This window comes from Kitasatospora sp. NPDC127035 (assembly GCF_042726075.1).
GTDB lineage: Bacteria > Actinomycetota > Actinomycetes > Streptomycetales > Streptomycetaceae > Kitasatospora.
Window position 1 is genome coordinate 70,586 of sequence record NZ_JBHXDN010000021.1, and the last position, 17,524, is coordinate 88,109.

The 17,524-nt window shown below is 73.2% G+C and carries 16 protein-coding genes; 11 read left to right on the forward strand and 5 right to left on the reverse strand.

The window, feature by feature from the left end:
• Positions 1-3 precede the first annotated feature (3 nt).
• Together ACFWIC_RS17220 and ACFWIC_RS17225 are read left to right on the forward strand one after the other, a co-directional pair.
• Complete coding sequence (locus tag ACFWIC_RS17220; protein WP_355408878.1) at positions 4-822, forward strand: 3-oxoacyl-ACP reductase; 819 nt, start codon at positions 4-6, stop codon at positions 820-822.
• 181 nt (positions 823-1,003) lie between these two features.
• Entirely contained in the window at positions 1,004-2,176 is a 1,173-nt protein-coding gene (locus tag ACFWIC_RS17225) for a DUF2510 domain-containing protein (protein WP_380519228.1), read from the forward strand.
• A 164-nt stretch (positions 2,177-2,340) separates the two neighbouring features.
• On the opposite strand, the gene ACFWIC_RS17230 is transcribed toward ACFWIC_RS17225, so the two are convergent.
• The 3 genes from ACFWIC_RS17230 to ACFWIC_RS17240 all read right to left on the reverse strand — a co-directional run bounded on the left by ACFWIC_RS17230 (position 2,341) and on the right by ACFWIC_RS17240 (position 5,413).
• On the reverse strand, positions 2,341-3,261 hold the full coding sequence (locus ACFWIC_RS17230; RefSeq protein ID WP_329949793.1) for a lytic polysaccharide monooxygenase: 921 nt from the start codon (positions 3,259-3,261) through the stop codon (positions 2,341-2,343).
• A gap of 264 nt (positions 3,262-3,525) precedes the next feature.
• Positions 3,526-3,951 carry a hypothetical protein gene (locus tag ACFWIC_RS17235; protein WP_329949794.1) on the reverse strand — a complete coding sequence of 142 codons (426 nt, stop codon included), beginning with the start codon at positions 3,949-3,951 and terminating at the stop codon, positions 3,526-3,528.
• A gap of 229 nt (positions 3,952-4,180) precedes the next feature.
• A complete protein-coding gene (locus ACFWIC_RS17240; RefSeq protein ID WP_380519230.1) occupies positions 4,181-5,413 on the reverse strand; it encodes an amino acid deaminase/aldolase in 1,233 nt (410 codons plus the stop codon).
• A 119-nt stretch (positions 5,414-5,532) separates the two neighbouring features.
• Here ACFWIC_RS17240 and ACFWIC_RS17245 point away from each other — a divergent pair, with 119 nt between their 5' ends.
• The gene (locus ACFWIC_RS17245) at positions 5,533-6,276 is read left to right on the forward strand and encodes an SseB family protein (protein WP_380519232.1); all 744 of its coding nucleotides are present in this window, start codon (positions 5,533-5,535) and stop codon (positions 6,274-6,276) included.
• A 199-nt stretch (positions 6,277-6,475) separates the two neighbouring features.
• Here ACFWIC_RS17245 and ACFWIC_RS17250 read toward each other — a convergent pair whose 3' ends face one another.
• The gene (locus ACFWIC_RS17250) at positions 6,476-6,853 is read right to left on the reverse strand and encodes a DUF1844 domain-containing protein (protein ID WP_329882326.1); all 378 of its coding nucleotides are present in this window, start codon (positions 6,851-6,853) and stop codon (positions 6,476-6,478) included.
• Positions 6,854-7,297: 444 nt separating this feature from the next.
• Here ACFWIC_RS17250 and infC point away from each other — a divergent pair, with 444 nt between their 5' ends.
• The 7 genes from infC to pheT all read left to right on the forward strand — a co-directional run bounded on the left by infC (position 7,298) and on the right by pheT (position 15,090).
• On the forward strand, positions 7,298-8,056 hold the full coding sequence (infC, locus tag ACFWIC_RS17255) for a translation initiation factor IF-3 (RefSeq protein ID WP_380519233.1): 759 nt from the start codon (positions 7,298-7,300) through the stop codon (positions 8,054-8,056).
• A gap of 139 nt (positions 8,057-8,195) precedes the next feature.
• Positions 8,196-8,390: a 50S ribosomal protein L35 gene (gene rpmI / locus ACFWIC_RS17260; protein ID WP_030055648.1), complete on the forward strand. Its 195-nt coding sequence runs from the start codon at positions 8,196-8,198 to the stop codon at positions 8,388-8,390.
• Positions 8,391-8,499: 109 nt separating this feature from the next.
• Entirely contained in the window at positions 8,500-8,895 is a 396-nt protein-coding gene (rplT, locus tag ACFWIC_RS17265; RefSeq protein ID WP_327675850.1) for a 50S ribosomal protein L20, read from the forward strand.
• A gap of 192 nt (positions 8,896-9,087) precedes the next feature.
• Complete coding sequence (locus tag ACFWIC_RS17270; protein WP_329882320.1) at positions 9,088-9,954, forward strand: RNA methyltransferase; 867 nt, start codon at positions 9,088-9,090, stop codon at positions 9,952-9,954.
• Between the two features lie 103 nt (positions 9,955-10,057).
• Positions 10,058-11,161 (forward strand): ATP-binding protein, encoded by a 1,104-nt coding sequence (locus tag ACFWIC_RS17275; protein ID WP_329949798.1) that lies wholly within the window; start codon positions 10,058-10,060, stop codon positions 11,159-11,161.
• A 306-nt stretch (positions 11,162-11,467) separates the two neighbouring features.
• Positions 11,468-12,589, forward strand: a complete 1,122-nt coding sequence (gene pheS, locus ACFWIC_RS17280; protein WP_329882318.1) for a phenylalanine--tRNA ligase subunit alpha — start codon at positions 11,468-11,470, stop codon at positions 12,587-12,589.
• The gene (pheT, locus tag ACFWIC_RS17285) at positions 12,589-15,090 is read left to right on the forward strand and encodes a phenylalanine--tRNA ligase subunit beta (protein ID WP_380519236.1); all 2,502 of its coding nucleotides are present in this window, start codon (positions 12,589-12,591) and stop codon (positions 15,088-15,090) included. The genes pheS and pheT overlap by 1 nt, the downstream gene beginning before the upstream one ends.
• A gap of 90 nt (positions 15,091-15,180) precedes the next feature.
• Here pheT and ACFWIC_RS17290 read toward each other — a convergent pair whose 3' ends face one another.
• Entirely contained in the window at positions 15,181-16,350 is a 1,170-nt protein-coding gene (locus tag ACFWIC_RS17290; RefSeq protein WP_380358846.1) for a hypothetical protein, read from the reverse strand.
• Positions 16,351-16,604: 254 nt separating this feature from the next.
• Between ACFWIC_RS17290 and ACFWIC_RS17295 the strand changes: the two genes are divergently transcribed.
• A complete protein-coding gene (locus ACFWIC_RS17295) occupies positions 16,605-17,444 on the forward strand; it encodes a chitosanase (RefSeq protein ID WP_329949801.1) in 840 nt (279 codons plus the stop codon).
• Positions 17,445-17,524 lie beyond the last annotated feature (80 nt).

Genomic DNA, 17,524 nt, shown 5'->3' on the forward strand with positions numbered 1-17,524 from the left:
ACCGTGACCCGGAAGTCCCACGAGACCCACGAGAGCCAGGAGCCCGGTGCCCCGGTCTGCCGGCGGCTGGTCGGCCGTACCGCGGTGATCACCGGAGCCGGCAGCGGCATCGGCCTCGCCGCCGCGCGCAGGCTCGCCTCCGAGGGGGCGAAGGTGGTCTGCGCCGATCTCGACGAGGCCACCGGCAAGGCGGCCGCGCAGGAGGTCGACGGCCTGTTCGTGCACACCGACGTCACCGACCCGTACATGGTCGAGGCGCTCTTCGACCAGGCCTACGAGACGTTCGGCAGCGTCGACGTCGCGTTCAACAACGCGGGCATCTCGCCGCCGGAGGACGACTCGATCCTGACCACCGGGCTGGACGCCTGGCGGCGGGTCCAGGAGGTCAACCTGACCTCGGTCTACCTCTGCTGCAAGGCCGCGCTGCCGTACATGCGCCGGCACGGGCGCGGCTCGATCATCAACACCGCCAGCTTCGTGGCCCGGATGGGCGCGGCCACCTCGCAGATCTCCTACACCGCCTCCAAGGGCGGGGTGCTGGCGATGTCCCGGGAGCTGGGCGTGCAGTTCGCCCGGGAGGGCATCCGGGTCAACGCGCTCTCGCCCGGGCCGGTGGACACCCCGATGCTCCGGGAGCTGTTCGCCAAGGACCCGGAGCGGGCGGCGCGGCGGCTGGTGCACATCCCGCTGGGCCGGTTCGCGCGGCCCGAGGAGATCGCCGCCGCCGTGGCGTTCCTCGCCAGCGACGACTCCTCCTTCATCACGGCGAGCGAGTTCCTGGTGGACGGCGGGATCTCGGGGGCCTACGTGACCCCGCTGTAGCCCTCCGGGACGGGCCGCAGGGACGGGCCGCCGGGACGGGCCCCGGCCGGGCCGCCGGGAGGGTCCGGAATCGGTCCGTCCGGGCGGCCCCGCCGCTTCTCACCGTAATCTCATGGAAAATGCCGGGAATTCGGTGTCCCGCTGATATCGCGTTTATCCGGTTCCCTTTAGATTCTGTGTCGTGAGCGAGCAGATCCCCGCCGGGTGGTACCCGGACCCGAAGGACATCACCGGCGACCCGCGACCCCAGCGCTGGTGGGACGGCACGGGCTGGACGGCCAGCACCCGGCCCGCACCCTCGGACGCGCCGCCGCCGGAGTCCCCGGCGGCCGGCGCTCCGGGGCCGGACACGACCGCCGAGACCCGGGTGCTGGAGGGGGAGGTGCTGGAGGGCGGTCCGTCGGCCCGCTATCCGGAACCGCCCCCCTTTGGTACCGCCTACGGCTCGCCCGTGCCGCCGCCCCCCAAGGTGCGGCGCCGGCCGTCCAAGCTCGTGGTCGCCGCGACGGTGGCGGCCCTGCTCGGGCTGGGCGCCGGCTCGGGCATCACCTATCTGGCGATGGACGACCACGGGGACCGGCAGCGGTCCGCCCGCCCCGGCTTCCCGAACGGCCCGTACGGCGAGGGCGGCCCGTGGCGGGGCCTGCCGGACCTCGGCGGCCCCGGCGACCAGGGCAACGGGAACGGCAACAACGGCAACGGCAACAACGGCAACGGCAACAGCGGCAAGGGCGGCAACGGCAACGGCGGCGGCGACAGCAAGGGCGGCGACGGCGGCAACGGCGGCCAGGACGACGGCACGGCCAAGGGCCGCGACAAGGCCGTCGACGTGGTGAACCGGCTCGTCCTGCCCGTCCCGTCCGGCTGGGAGGGCGGGACCACCCGGGACGGCTTCGCCGCGCTCAGCATCGGCTCGTACACCTGCGAGGGCGGCGGGACCTGCTCGCTCGGCGGTGCCAACAGCGGCCGGATCGCCGGCGGCGGCACCGACGCCCAGGCGGCGGCCAAGGCCGACATCGAGAAGGCGGCCAAGGACTCCTACAACGAGCTGGTCTCGCACGAGGAGCTGAAGTCCGAGGCGGTCAAGGTCGACGGCCGGGACGGCTACCTGGTCCGCTGGAAGGTGGACGCGGCCAAGGGCAACGACGGGTACGTGCAGACCGTGGTCTTCCCGTCCGCCGACGGGAAGACCCTGGTCTCGGTGCACCTCGGCTTCGACATCACCCCCAAGGCGCCCGAGCTGTCGGTGATGGACACCATCGTCAAGGGCATCGACGACTACAGCGGCAAGCTGCCGGCCGTCCCGGGCCTCCCCGGTGGACCCGACGACGGCGCCGGTACCGCGACGACCTGACCCGGGCCGTGGGCCGGGACCGCAGCGGTCCCGGCCGGCCGCGGGAGACAGCGGTGGGCGGCACCGTCCAGGCGCCGCCCACCGCACCGCTCACACACGGCGTGGTGGACGTTCGCCGGGCCCGGACCTCACGGGGGTTGAGATCCGGCCCCGGCTTCCGGCAGTCAGCCGTCGTGTCGAACAGCCTCGACCCGACGACGCCGGAGCACCATGCCGGCCCAGCCGACGCCGACGGCGGCGGCACCGGCGAGCAGCAGCGGGCCGGTGGCCGAGCCGCCGCCCACCGCGGCACTGTTGGTCGGGACGACCGCGCCGGCCGGCTCGTTGGCGTTGCCGCCGTGCCCGTGGTGGGCCACGGTGGACTTGCCCAGGCCGGCGGAGATCTGCTCCTCGCTCGGCGCGGCCGGGGCCTGCGCGGTGAGCGCGGTGGTCCCGCCGGTCACCGCCGCCTTGCCGAAGTCGATGTCGGAGCAGCTGTAGAACGCCTCGGGGCTGTCGGTCCGCTGCCACACCATGTACAGCAGCTGGCGGCCGGTGCGCTGCGGCAGGGTCCCGCTGTAGTTGTAGTAGCCGTTGTCGGAGGTCCGGCTGGTCGGGACCTGGGCGACGGGGAGGGCGTCGAGGTCCGACCACTTCAGCGGCTTGGTCGGGTCCCAGCTCTGCTTGGTGATGTAGATGGTCTGGTTGCCCTGGTGCGCGGCGGTGACCCGGAACTTGAAGTCGACCTTGCCGGGGGTGACCGCGCTGGCCGGCCAGTCGGCGCGCGGCAGGTCCAGCGCCTTGTACTTGTCGCGGTTGGCGGAGCACAGCTTGCCGTCCGGGATGATGGCCTGGTGGCGGCCGTCCGCGTTGGCGATGTTGACCTCGTTCCAGTCGTACAGCGGCTGGGTGCCGCTCAGGGAGACGAGGTCCTTGCAGATCTGCGACTTGGGGGTCTCGGGGCCCTCCGCGTAGCAGGCCGCGATCCGGCTGACCGGGTTGGTGACGGTGCCGTGAGCGCCGGCGGTGCCGATGCCGGTGACCGAGACGGTGAGGACGGCGGCGCCGATGACGCCGACGGACATGGCGGTTCGCTTCATGGACATGGGGTGGGGACTCCTTGACCGTGTTCCCGGGTCGAAGATGTGGGGGAGTGCCGGACACGTCTGTCCGAGGGGCCCGCCGACCCGGCGCGCCGGCCCCTGAGCTGAGCGTATGATTGGACTAGACCAGCTGGCAATAGGCCGTTCTGAGCCACTTTTTGACGGACTGTAGCCCTGCGAACAGCACAAAGGCCCGATCGGATGCCGGAGTTAGGCATCCCATCGGGCCCTCTTAAGGTGCGGCCAAGGTTCGGCGGCCGGGGCGGGTCAGGGGTCGGTTCGTCCGATGGTGACCGAGCCCGCGGTGCCCGCCTGGATGACGCTGCCCTGCACCGTCCCGCCGCTGATCGCGATGTTCAACGAGCCGGTCGCGGGCTTCGGCAGCCTCGGCCCGAACTCCTCCAGGAGGGCTTCGAGTTCCCGGGCCGCAGCGGGGTTCTCGTGGAGCGCCTCACGGAGCCGGGCGCGCCAGCCGCCGGTCAGGTCCTCGACCGCCCGGGTGTCGCCGGCCTCCTGCGCGCGGGTGACGGCCGCCCTGGAGCGTTCCAGTGCGGCCTCCTCCGCCTCGTCGCCCTCGCCGCGTCCCAGCCACGAGCCGAAGCGTGAACGGGCCTGCGTCCAGAACTCGGTGGCCATCAGCCCGACCAGCGTGCTGGCGCCGGCCGTCACCAACTGCACGACTTCCGCTTCCACGGTCTCCCCCTCCGTCGGCGTGGTCCTCGCATCCGCTCCACGGTAGTGGAACCGGGCCCGCGCGCGAGGCGGAACCGTGCAGCTCAGGAACCCTGCGGCGGGGGTTTCGCCGCCGGGAGGACGCCCCGTGCGACCCCCGCGCCGCACGAGCCCCGCACGACCCGGGAGCCGCGCGACGCGGTCCGTGCGGGGAGCGTGCGGTCCGTCCGGTCCGGGGACCGGACGGGGTTCAGAGGAAGGTCTGCCGCTCGCCCCGGTAGGTCGGCACGGTGCGCACCACCGCGTCCCCCTCGACCAGGTGCAACTCGGCGAACCGCTCGCACAGTTCGCCCGCCTTGGCGTGCCGGAACCAGACGCGGTCGCCGATCAGCAGGTCGTCGGCGGCCGAGCCGAGCAACGGGGTCTGCACCTCCCCGGCCCCTTCCATCGGGTCGTACCGCAGCCCCGGCGGCAGGTACGGCACGGGGGAGCGGTCAGGGCCGGCCGCGCCCGACGCCGGATAGCCGCCGCCGAGGACCGTCACCACACCGACCCCGGGCCGGCGCACCACCGGCTGGCCGAAAAGGGCGGCGGGCCGCCCCTGGAACGACCGGTAGTTGTCGAACAACCGGGGCTGGTACAGCCCGGAGCCGGCCGCCACCTCGGTCACCGCGCGCTCCGCCGCCGTCGACTCGACGCTCCCGGTGCCGCCGCCGTTGACGAACTCCAGCTCGGCGACCCGGCGCAGCAGCCGGACCGCCTCCGCCCGCCGCCCGGCGAGCTCGGTCCGCGCCCTGGTCTGCATCACCCGGACCAGCCGGGAGCGCACCGGGCGCCCGGGCACCGCGTCCCCCACCCCGGCCACGTGCCCCTCGTACGCCATCAGCCCGACCACCCGGAAGCCCCGGCGGCGCTGGACCAGCTCGGCGAAGGCCGCGAGGTCCCCGGGGGCGCGCAGCGGGGAGCGCCGGGCGCCGACCCGGACCCGCCCGCCGAGCAGGTGCAGCGCGGTGTCGAGTTCCAGGCAGACCCGGACCTCGGAGGTGCCCGCCCGGGCCGCGTCGACCAGGTCCAGCTGGGCCGGGTCGTCCAGCAGGACGGTGACGGCGGCGGCGAGCTCCGGGTCGGCGGTCAGCTCGGCGAAGCCGGCGCGGTCGGTGGAGGGGTAGGCCAGGAGGATGTCGCGCAGGCCCGAGCGGGCCAGCCAGAGCGACTCGGCGAGGGTGAAGCTCATCACCCCGGCGAAGCCGTCCGTGGCCAGGGCCCGTTCCAGCAGGGCCCGGCAGCGCACCGACTTGCTGGCCACCCGGATCGGCTTGCCCGCCGCGCGGCGCACCAGGTCGGCGGCGTTGGCGTCGAACGCGGCCAGGTCGACGACGGCCACCGGGCCGTCCAGGTGGGCGGTGGCCCGGTCGTACCGGGCGCGGTCGGCCGCCGGGGAGGAGGTCGCGGCGGCGCGGGCAGCAGCTTCGAGGGTGGCCATGGGCGCAGAGTGCCACACCTCACTACCGGCCGGTAGGGGATGGGCCGGGCGTGTCGGGCCGGGTTCCGGGGACCTTCGGTCCGTGGGCGGGGCCCGCACGGTGGCATAGGGTCGGCCGGGTGGACCGCAAGAACATCCCCAACCCCGGATTCGCCGCCGACGACGGCGCCGCAGACCCGGCCCTGGCCGCCGCGCTCGCCCGCTGGTCGCAGGACCGCACGGCCGAGCCGGAGGTGCTCGCGGCGCTCGCGCCCACCCGGCTGATGGTGCCGATCGTGGCGATCCTCGGCGAGGTCGAGCTGGACGAGCACGGGCACCGGCACGAGAAGACCAGCGACATGGCCGTCCCCGTGGTCGAGGCCGCCGACGGCCGTCGCGCCCTGCCGGCCTTCACCTCGCTGGAGACCCTGGCCCGCTGGCGCGCGGACGCCCGCCCGGCGCCGGTGGCGGCCCCGCAGGCCGCGATGGTCGCGTTCTCCGAGCGCGCCGACACCCTGCTGGTCGACCCGGCCGGACCGGTCGCCTTCCGGCTGTCCGGCGCCCGGCTGCGCGCGCTGGCCGAGAACCGGCCCTACCTGCCGCCGGTGGCCGATCCCGAGGTGCGGGAGGCGGTGCGGGCGCTGCTGGCCGCGGAGCCCGCCGTGGTGCGCGGCCTGCTGGCGCCCTACCAGGACGCGGACGGTCTGCTCGCGGTGGTGCTGGACGAGGGGCTGGAGCGCGAGGCGGTCCAGGAGGCGGCCCGGCGGATCGGGCGGGCGGTCAGCGAGGACCCGGTGCTGCGGGTCCGGCTCGACCGGGGCCTGAGCCTGGCGGTGCTGCCCGCGGACGCCGGGCTGCCGGGGGAGCCGCTCTACCGGCGTTAGCCGCCGGGGTGCGGACCGGGAGGGCGGGCGCCGACGGGCCGCCCGGTGAGGTCCGCGGGAGCTGGCCGGAGCCCCGACGGGCGCGGCCGCGGCGGCCGCCCGGCCGGAATCAGCACGGGGGAAAAGCACGAGGTCCCCCCGGAACGTGGTTCCGGGGAGACCCCTGAGGTGCCGCCGCTCGGCGCGGCGGACCGGATGCTCAGGCGTAGACCGGCCCGGTGAACTTCTCGCCGGGGCCGGAGCCGGGCGCGTCCGGGACGACCGAGGCCTCGCGGAAGGCGAGCTGGAGCGAGCGCAGGCCGTCCCGCAGCGGCGCCGCGTGGAAGTTGCTGATCTCCGGGGCGCCGGCGGTGACCAGCCCGGCCAGCGCGGTGATCAGCTTGCGGGCCTCGTCGAGGTCCTTGTCCTTCTCGCCGCCCTCGGCGAGACCGCACTTGACCGCGGCAGCACTCATCAGGTGCACCGCGACGGTGGTGATCACCTCGACGGCGGGGACCTCGGCGATGTCCCGGGTGAGGTCGTCGAAGCCGATCGCCTCGTCGTCCGCGGCGGGGTTCTGGGTGGGCTCGCTGCTCAAGGGGGGCTCGTTCCGTCGTGCCGGTCTCCGTACAGAGGGAGCGTACAAGGGGTGGCGCGGAGGGGCGGAATGGCCTTCGGCCCCGGGGCGCTGTATGCTTCGAGACTGACCGGCCAGGCGTTCTCACGGATGTCCGGCCAGCAAGTGGAGGCTCCACTTCAGGAGGCCCGAGAGGGCAACCGCGAAAGTCTCCCACCCGATCGACCTCCGGGTCGACGGGTCCCGGTCCGCGACGGGCGCCCAGTGTGCCGACGTCGCCGCAGCGCCCCTCACCGGGCGTCGCCCCCGGTTGTGTGGAGCCCCGCTTGTACCGAGCGGGGCTTTTTTCGTGTCGCGGTGTGGTTGCCCTCCAGGGCTTCGGCCCACAGCGCAGCACGAATGAAGCCCCGCCCAGTGGTCGAGTCCACTACGTGCGACCGCCGCCCGACGGCCGCATCGCAGAAGTTGTGCAACCGAGGAGGCCCCATCAGCACCGAGCCCCGCATCAACGACCGGATTCGCGTCCCCGAGGTGCGACTCGTCGGTCCCAGCGGCGAGCAGGTCGGCATCGTGCCGCTTGCCAAGGCGCTGGAGCTCGCGCAGGAGTACGACCTCGACCTGGTCGAGGTCGCGGCGACCGCCCGGCCGCCGGTGTGCAAGCTCATGGACTACGGCAAGTTCAAGTACGAGTCGGCCATGAAGGCCCGTGAGGCGCGCAAGAACCAGGCGCACACGGTCATCAAGGAGATGAAGCTCCGGCCGAAGATCGACCCGCACGACTATGACACCAAGAAGGGTCACGTCGTTCGGTTCCTCAAGCAGGGCGACAAGGTCAAGATCACGATCATGTTCCGTGGTCGTGAGCAGTCCCGTCCCGAGCTGGGCTTCCGGCTGCTTCAGCGACTCGCCGACGACGTCCAGGACCTGGGCTTCATCGAGTCCTCGCCGAAGCAGGACGGCCGTAACATGATCATGGTTCTCGGCCCGCACAAGAAGAAGACCGAAGCGATGGCCGAGGCCCGCGCGATCGCGGACGCCCGCAAGGCCGAGCGTCAGGGCCGCAACACCGGCCCCGACGCCGACGACGACGCAGCGCTTGAGGCAGAGAACGCCGCCGCCGAGGCGGAGGCCGACGAGATCGACGAGGCCGACGAGGCCGACGAGTCCGACGTCGAGGCCGCCACCGAGGTCGAGCAGCCGGCCGAGGCCTCCCAGGGCGCCTGACCCTTCACGGGCCAGAGCAGTCCGGGAGACCGGCCACCACGGAGACGGGGCGCCCGCCCGGTCACCGCAGATCCATCCTTCACGCCCGCGCGGCGCACACCGCGCGGGCGTGGACGGACCGACGAGGAGATACGGCGAAATGCCGAAGCAGAAGACGCACAGTGGCGCCAGCAAGCGCTTCAAGATCAGTGGCTCTGGCAAGGTGCTGCGCGAGCGCGCCGGCCGCCGCCACCTCCTGGAGCACAAGCCCTCGACGCTGACCCGCAAGCTGGCCGGCACCGTCGAGCTGGCCCCCGCCGACGCCAAGAAGATCAAGAAGCTTCTCGGCAAGTGATCGCCCTCCCGCCCGGTGCGAGCCGTGTGCGGGGCAGCTGATCCTTCCCGACCCATTCGAATGACGGACCACGTGAAGTAGTCCGTGGTCCAATCCAAGGAGTAATCAAGTGGCACGCGTCAAGCGGGCAGTCAACGCCCACAAGAAGCGCCGGGTCATCCTGGAGCGCGCCAGCGGCTACCGCGGCCAGCGCTCGCGCCTGTACCGCAAGGCCAAGGAGCAGGTCACCCACTCGCTGGTCTACAACTTCAACGACCGCAAGAAGCGCAAGGGCGACTTCCGTCAGCTGTGGATCCAGCGCATCAACGCTGCGGCCCGTGCCAACGGCATCACCTACAACCGCTTCGTGCAGGGCCTGAAGGCCGCCAGCGTCGAGATCGACCGCAAGATGCTGGCCGACCTCGCCGTCAACGACCCGGGCGCGTTCGCCACGCTGGTCGAGGTGGCCCAGAAGGCGCTGCCGGCCGACGTGAACGCCCCGAAGGCCGCCGCCGACGCCGCCTGATCTTCCTGGATCAGTCGAGTTGAGCTGACCGGACCCGCAGGCTCGATCCTGCGGGTCCGGTTTTGCGTTCCGACCGCCACCGGTCCGCACCGAGCACCGGCGGGCTGCGCGCGCCGGCGGTCCGCGCGGACCGACGGTCCCTGTCGCCCGCCCGCCACCGGCCCGCACAGAGTCCGCACCAGAGACGAGATCATGCCGAGCACCGAGACCCCCCTGCTGACCTCCCTGCGCTCTCCCCGCGTGGTCGCCGCCCGGCGGCTCGCCAAGCGGAACCAGCGCGGCAAGGAACGCCGCTTCCTCGCCGAGGGCCCGCAGGCCGTCCGCGAGGCGATCGCGTTCGGGCGGCTGCCGGACTCGGGCGAGCACGCCGTCGTCGAGGTGTACGTCACCCCGGAGGCCGCCGAGCGGCACGCCGGCATCGTCGACGCCGCCCTCGCCGAGGACCTGCCGGTGCTCACCGCCACCGACGAGGTCGTCGCCGGGATCTGCGACACCGTGACCCCGCAGGGCATCGTCGCGCTCTGCCGGTTCATCGACACGCCGTTCGCCGACGTCCTCGCCGCCCGCCCGAAGCTCGTCGCGGTGCTCGCGCACGTCCGCGACCCCGGGAACGCCGGCACCGTGCTGCGCACCGCCGACGCGGCCGGCGCGGACGCCGTGGTGCTCACCGACGCCTCGGTGGACCTGTACAACCCGAAGGCCGTCCGGGCCTCGGTCGGCAGCCTGTTCCACCTGCCGGTCGCGGTCGGCGTGCCGGTCGAGGAGGCGATCGGTCGCCTGCGCGAGGCCGGCGTCCGGGTGCTCGCCGCCGACGGCGCGGGGGAGCGCGACCTCGACCGGGAGCTCGACGAGGGCACCCTGGGCGCGCCCGGCGCATGGGTGTTCGGCAACGAGGCGTGGGGGCTCCCGGAGGAGACCCGCGCACTCGCCGACGAGGTGGTGCGCGTGCCGATCCACGGACACGCCGAGAGCCTCAACCTGGCCACCGCCGCCGCCGTGTGCCTCTACGCCTCCGCCCGGGCCCAGCGCTCGCCCGGCGGGTGCCGCGCGGTGGGGTAGCCGCCCCCTCAAGTCGTCGCGGACCCTATGACCGGGCGCTGCGAGACGCTAGGGTCTGCCTCGGTGGGGGGAAAGACACGGTGGGTAATCGGGGAGGACACCCATGGTCGGCAGCGGGCCAGAGCTCGACCCGGACGACCTGCCGGACGGCCTGGTGGTCGCCGACGCCCTGGGCCGGGTGGTCTGTTTCAACCGCGCCGCCGCCCGGCTCACCGGTATCCGCCCGCAGGCCGCCCTCGGCAGCGTGCTGGAGGACGCCCTCCCGCTGGAGGACCTCGACGGCCGCCGCTGGTGGCAGCTGACCGACCCGTACGGCGGCCTGGCGATCCGCACCAGCCAGCCGGAGCGCAACCTGCTGCTGCCCGGCGGCCGCGAGGTGCTGGTCTCCGCCCGGTACGTCCGCGCGCTGCCGCAGGGGCCGGTGCAGCGGCTGGTGATCGCCCTGCGCGGCACCGAGGCGCGCCGCCGCACCGAACGCAGCCACGCCGAGCTGATCGCCACCGTCGCGCACGAGCTGCGCTCGCCGCTGACCAGCGTCAAGGGGTTCACCGCCACGCTGCTGGCCAAGTGGGAACGGTTCACCGACGGGCAGAAGCGGCTGATGCTGGAGACCGTGGACGCCGACGCCGACCGGGTCACCCGGCTGATCGCCGAACTGCTGGACATCTCCCGGATCGACGCCGGCCGGCTGGAGCTGCGCAAGCAGGTGGTCGACCTGACCGCCGCCGTCCGCCGCCACGTCGAGCGGAAGGTGGCCACCGGCATCCCCGAGGACCGCTTCGACATCCGCGTCGCCGAGTCCCTGACCGTCCTGTGGGCGGACCCGGACAAGGTCGACCAGGTCCTGGCGAACCTGCTCGAAAATGCCGTGCGCCACGGCGAGGGGACTGTCACCATCGAGGTGGCACCGGCCAAGGAGGTCGTCGAGGCACCCGTGTGGGAGCGCTCCGGCACCCCGCCCCGCATCGTGGAAGGCACAGCGGTCACCGTGAGCGACGAAGGCAGCGGCATCCCCGAGGACTCGATGCCGCGCGTCTTCACCCGCTTCTGGCGCGGCTCCAAGCGCGGCGGCACGGGCCTGGGCCTCTACATCGTCAAGGGCATCGTCGAGGCCCACGGCGGCTCGATCCGGGTCGACCGCGCGCCCGGCGGCGGAGCCCGGTTCCGATTTATCCTGCCCTCCGGGGTGCCCGACTTCATGCTCTGACCGAGCTTGGACGACCAGCGGAGCACGCTGGGAGCGGCCCCCGGACGGGCTTCACGGCAGCTGCGCTACGCGCTGCGACTACACTCGACCCTTGGCGTTGTGGGACGCCCTGCGCGGTGGCGCCGCGGACACCCCTCCTCCCCGTACGGAGATCCTCCCGGATCGTCCTGCACGGAGGACGGGCCTGCCCGTGGCCCGGCCACGTCGGGCGTGACGCGATGGGACCCTCCTGCCCGCTGGCGGGACAGGAGGGAGCGAGCCCCCCTTACCTGAGCACGGACGAGCAGGAGCACGGGAAAGATAGAGATGTCGGCACCCAACAAGTCGTACGACCCGGTCGAGGTCGAGGCCCTCAAGCCCGAGGTGGTGGAGGCGGCCCGGAGCGAGGCGCTCGCCGCGTTCGCCGCCGCCACCAGCCTGGACGAGCTGAAGCAGGCCAAGGTCGCCCACACCGGCGACCGTTCCGCGCTCTCCCTCGCCAACCGCGAGATCGGCGCCCTGCCCCCGCACGCCAAGGCCGCCGCCGGCAAGCTGATCGGCCAGGCCCGGGGCGCCGTCAACCAGGCGCTCGCCAAGCGGCAGACCGAGCTGGAGGCGGAGCGCGACGCCCGCGTGCTGGTCGAGGAGGCGGTGGACGTCACGCTGCCGTACGACCGCGCCCCGCGCGGCGCCCGGCACCCGCTGACCACGCTGGCCGAGCGTATCGAGGACACCTTCGTCGCGATGGGCTACCAGGTCGCCGAGGGCCCCGAGGTCGAGGCCGAGTGGCTCAACTTCGACGCGCTCAACCTGGGCCCGGACCACCCGGCGCGCTCCATGCAGGACACCTTCTTCGTGCAGGCCCCGGACGGCTCCGCCGACTCCGGCGTGGTGCTGCGCACCCAGACCTCCCCGGTCCAGGCGCGCACCATGCTCGACCGCGAGCCCCCCGTGTACGTCGTCTGCCCCGGCCGGGTCTACCGGACCGACGAGCTGGACGCGACCCACACGCCGGTCTTCCGCCAGGTCGAGGGTCTGGCCGTCGACGAGGGCATCACCTTCGCCGACCTCAAGGGCACCATCGAGCAGCTGGTCTCGACCCTGATCGGCGACGGCCTGGAGCTGCGCTGGCGGCCCTCGTACTTCCCGTTCACCGAGCCGAGCGCGGAGATCGACCTCCAGTGCTTCGTCTGCCGCGGCGAGTCGGTGGGCAACCCCGACAGGCCCTGCCGGACCTGCGGCTCCGAGGGCTGGATCGAGCTCGGCGGCTGCGGCGTCGTCAACCCCCGGGTGCTGGTCGCCTGCGGGATCGACCCCAACCGCTACAGCGGGTTCGCCTTCGGCCTGGGCCTGGAGCGGATCCTGATGAACCGTCACAACGTCGCCGACATGCGCGACATGGTCGAGGGTGACGTGCGTTTCACCCTCCCGTTCGGGATGGAGATCTGATGCGCGTCCCGCTTTCCTGGCTGCGCGAGTACGTCGACCTGCCGGCCGGCGAGACCGGCCGTGACGTGGCCGAGCGCCTGGTCCGGGCCGGCCTGGAGGTCGAGACCGTCGAGCAGATCGGCGCCGACCTCAAGGGCCCGCTGGTGGTCGGCGAGGTGCTCTCCATCGAGGAGCTGTCCGGCTTCAAGAAGCCGATCCGGCACTGCTTCGTGAACGTCGGCGACGCCAACGGCACCGGCGCCCCGCAGGAGATCGTCTGCGGCGCGACCAACTTCGCCGTCGGCGACAAGGTCGTCGTGGTGCTCCCGGGCGCCGTGCTGCCCGGCCCGTTCCCGATCGCCGCCCGCCAGACCTACGGCCACACCTCGGCCGGCATGATCTGCTCCGCCCGCGAGCTGGGCATGGGCGACGACCACAACGGCATCATCGTGCTCCCGCCCGAGTTCGAGCCCGGCACCGACGCCGTCGAGCTGCTCCAGCTCGTCGACGAGGTGCTCGACATCGCCGTCACCCCGGACCGCGGCTACTGCCTCTCGCTGCGCGGCGTGGCCCGCGAGGCCGCCGCCGCGTACGGGCTGCCGCTGGCCGACCCGGCGCTGCTCGACGTGCCGCCGGCGAACTCCTTCGGCTACCTCGTGAAGGTCGCCGACCCGGTCGGCTGCGACCGGTTCGTGGCGCGCACCGTGATCGGCCTCGACCCCGCCGCCAAGTCCCCGCTCTGGCTCCAGCGCCGGCTGCAGAAGGCGGGCATCCGCCCGATCTCGCTGGCCGTCGACATCACCAACTACGTGATGCTGGAGGTCGGCCAGCCGCTGCACGCCTACGACAAGCAGCGCGTCGACGGCCCGATCACGGTCCGCCGGGCGGAGCAGGGCGAGACCCTCACCACGCTGGACGGCGTCAAGCGCACGCTGTCCGCCGAGGACCTGCTGATCTGCGACAACAGCGGCCCGATCGGCCTCGCCGGCGTCATGGGCGGCGCCTCCACCGAGATCCTCGACCCGGCCGCGGGGCCGGGCACCACCGAGGTGATCATCGAGGCGGCGCACTTCGACCCGGTCGTCATCGCCCGCGGCGCCAAGCGGCACAAGCTGCCCTCCGAGGCGTCCAAGCGCTTCGAGCGCGGCGTCGACCCGGAGGCCGCCCGCGCCGCCGCGCAGCGCGCGGTCGACCTGCTGGTGCTGATCGCCGGCGGCACCGCGGAGGCCGGTGTCACCGACATCGCCGCCCCGCACCCGGTGCGCACCATCACCATCGCCGCCGATCTGCCCGACCGGGTGGCCGGCACCGCGTACGGCCGCGAGACCGTCACCCGGCGCCTCCAGGAGATCGGCTGCTCGGTCGCCGGCGCCGACGTGCTGGAGGTCACCCCGCCGACCTGGCGTCCCGACCTCACCGACCCGTACGACCTCGCCGAGGAGGTCATCCGCCTGGAGGGGTACGACAACGTGCCCGCGCGGATGCCCACCGTGCCGCCGGGCAAGGGCCTGACCGAGGCCCAGCGGATCCACCGCCGGGTCGGCGTGGCGCTGGCCGCCGCCGGCTACGTCGAGGTCAACAACTACCCGTTCGTCGGCGAGGCCGCCTTCGAGGCACTCGGCCTGGAGAAGGACGACCGCCGCCGCCGTACGGTCAAGCTGGTCAACCCGCTCAACGACGAGGAGCCGGCGCTGCGCACCACGCTGCTGCCGGGCCTCCTCGGGGCGCTGCGCCGCAACGTCGGCCGCGGCAACACCGACCTGGCGGTCTTCGAGACCGGCACCGTCTTCCTGCCCAAGGACGAGCTGTCCGTCGCGCCGCGCCCGGCCGTCGACCGCCGTCCGAGTGACGAGGAACTGGCCGCGCTGGACGCCGCGCTGCCGCACCAGCCGCGCCGGGTCGCCGTCGCGCTGGCCGGCGAGCGGCTGCCGTCCGGCTGGTGGGGCAAGGGCGCCGGGGCGTCCTGGGCGGACGCCGTCGAGGCGGCCCGCACGGTGGCCCGCGCCGCCGGCGTCGAGCTGGCCGTGCGCCAGGGCCGGCTGCTGCCCTGGCACCCGGGCCGCTGCGCCGAGCTGGTCGTCGCCGACACCGACCGGGTGGTCGGCCACGCCGGTGAGCTGCACCCGCGCGCCGTCAAGGCGCTGGGTCTGCCGGAGCGGACCGCGGCGATGGAGCTCGACCTCGACCTGCTGACCGCCGACGGCGCCGAGCGGGTCTCCGGCCCGGCGGTCTCCGGCTTCCCGGTGGCCACCCAGGACGTCGCGCTGATCGTCGACACCGCCGTGCCGGCCGCCGAGGTGGAGGCCGCGCTGCGTTCGGGCGCCGGGGACCTGCTGGAGGCCCTCCGGCTGTTCGACGTCTTCACCGGCGAGCAGGTCGGCGAGGGCAAGAAGTCCCTGGCGTACGCGCTGCGGTTCCGTGCCGCGGACCGGACGCTGACCGCCGAGGAGGCGACCGCCGCCCGCGAGGCGGCCGTCGCCGAGGCCGTCGCCCGCACCGGAGCGGTGCTGCGCGGCGCCTGATCCGCGCCTGATCCGCGCAACCGGTGAAGGGCCCCGGCCCGGACGTTCCTCCGTCCGGGCCGGGGCCCTTCGGCGTGGCCGGGGGCCGGCTCAGGCCATGCCGAGTTCGTGGGAGCTCTGCACCCAGTCGCAGAGGTCCCTGAGGTCGGCCTCGACCTGGGTCCAGGACTTCAGCGAGGAGCCGAGGGTGCGGATCTCGAACGGGACCATCACCGCCTCCTCCTCCACGTGCGGCGCTATCTGGCGCATCCCGCCGAAGACGCTCTGCTGGGGGACGGCGGCGTCGCCCCGGAACGCCGCCGTCGCGTAGTCGAGGAGGACGACGGGGCCGCCGTCGATCTCGCGCACCGCGGTCTCGTAGAAGCCCATGTCCTTCCGCACCCGGCCCTCCTCCTGGTAGTCGTCGGCGAGGAGCGTGACGAGCGCGTCGTGGTGGGTGCGCAGCGCGGTCCGCACCTCGGGGTCCAGGTGCGCGTGCACATCGGCGAGCGGCGACCGGCTCAGCACCACGGTCCGGTTCTTGATGCCGGAGTCGGGGCCGCCCCGGGCGACCGTGTCGGCGTGGTCGGCGAACGCGGTGATCTGCATGAACACCAGCTGGAGGTAGCCGAGGACCTCCCGGTCGCGCCTCGCCCGGGCGCTGAGCGCCGGGGCGTTGCGGCCCGCGTCGCTCGGCCGGTTCCGCGGCAGGAACTCCTGGACCGCACGTTCGGCGAAGGCGTTCGCCTGTTGCAGGCGGTGGCGGGCGTCGGGGAGGTAGACGCCGTCGCGCAGCGGCGCCGCACGGCGCAGCCGGTCGAAGAAGGTGGCCATGCCGCTCACCGGTACGCCCACGGAGTAGTGGACGAACAGGCCGTCGCCCTTGCCCTCCGTTCCGGCGCTCTCCCGGTAGCCGTTGCCGCCGGCGAGCCTGGCCCCGGTGCCGGCGGGCAGCACGTCGAGGAGGTCGGCCGGGGCCGAGAGCAGCGCGGTGGTGTTCCGGTAGAACGCGTCGCGGACCGTCCGGATCCGCGTGAGGGTGTCGAGCAGCGCCGCGGGGCCCCGGGTGTGCCCGTCCCCGACCACGGACCAGGGCCTGGTGACGAACTCCAGGTTGGAGTACTTCCGCCCGTCGGGGAGGCTCCTGCTGTCCGCGACCACCTTGAAGACGGGTTTGCCGTCGGTGCGGGTCCTGCTCGCCGCCAGTTTGGTGTCCCCCTTGATCTTCGCCCCCTTCCCGTCGACGACGGGAAGGTCGATCTCGATCTCGTACCCGATCATGCGCGGCTCCTCGTGCCCGTGGCCGTCCGACTGCGGCCCACGGGTAGGCATTCTGAGGCACCGGCAGGTACGGGGACAGGCGCGCGGAGGTGAGGGGGCGCGCGTGGGGCTCGCGCGCGCCGGGCGGGTTGAAGTGATTCGGTCAAAGGCCTTGCGGACGTGCGCCGGTGGGCGCTATCTCTTAGTTAGGAAAGTTTCCTAACTCTCATGGAGCTCGGGTATCCCCCTGCCCGGGCGGAGAAACGGAGCGTCAGATGCGTCTCAAGCACCGCACCGTCGGGATCACCCTCGCCGCCCTCCTGGTCGCCGCCCCGGCCACGGTGGCGGCCGCCGGCGTCGGCCACGCCGCGCAGACCGCGCCCGCAGCGGTCCGGATCGCGGCGGTCGGCCTGGACGACCCCCACAAGAAGGACATCGCCATGCAGCTGGTGTCCAGCGCCGAGAACTCGTCCCTCGACTGGAAGGCCCAGTACAAGTACATCGAGGACATCAAGGACGGCCGCGGCTACACCGCCGGGATCATCGGCTTCTGTTCCGGCACCGGGGACATGCTCGAACTCGTCGAGCACTACACCGACCTCAAGCCCGGCAACATCCTCGCCAAGTACCTGCCCGCGCTCCGCAAGGTCAACGGCACGGAGTCGCACGCCGGCCTCGGCTCCGCCTTCGAGCGCGACTGGGCGACCGCAGCCAAGGACGCCGTCTTCCAGCAGGCCCAGAACGAAGAGCGCGACCGCGTCTACTTCAACCCCTCCGTCAGCCAGGCCAAGTCCGACGGCCTGCGCGCGCTCGGGCAGTTCATCTACTACGACGCCATCGTCATGCACGGCCCGGGCACCAGCTCCGACAGCTTCGGCGGCATCCGCAAGGCCGCCATGAAGAAGGCCAAGACCCCCGCCCAGGGCGGCGACGAGACCGCCTACCTCAAGGCCTTCCTGGACGCCCGCAAGGTCGTCATGAAGCAGGAGGACGCGCACTCCGACACCAGCCGCGTCGACACCGCGCAACTGGTCTTCCTCAACGCCAAGAACTTCGACCTCAACCCCCCGCTGAAGTGGAAGGTCTACGGCGACAGCTACAGCATCAACAGCTGACGTCAGGCCGCCGGGCCGGCCGAGCCGCGGGGACCGGGTCCGCCCGGGCCCCGCGGCCGGTCGGGAATTCGGATGACGGT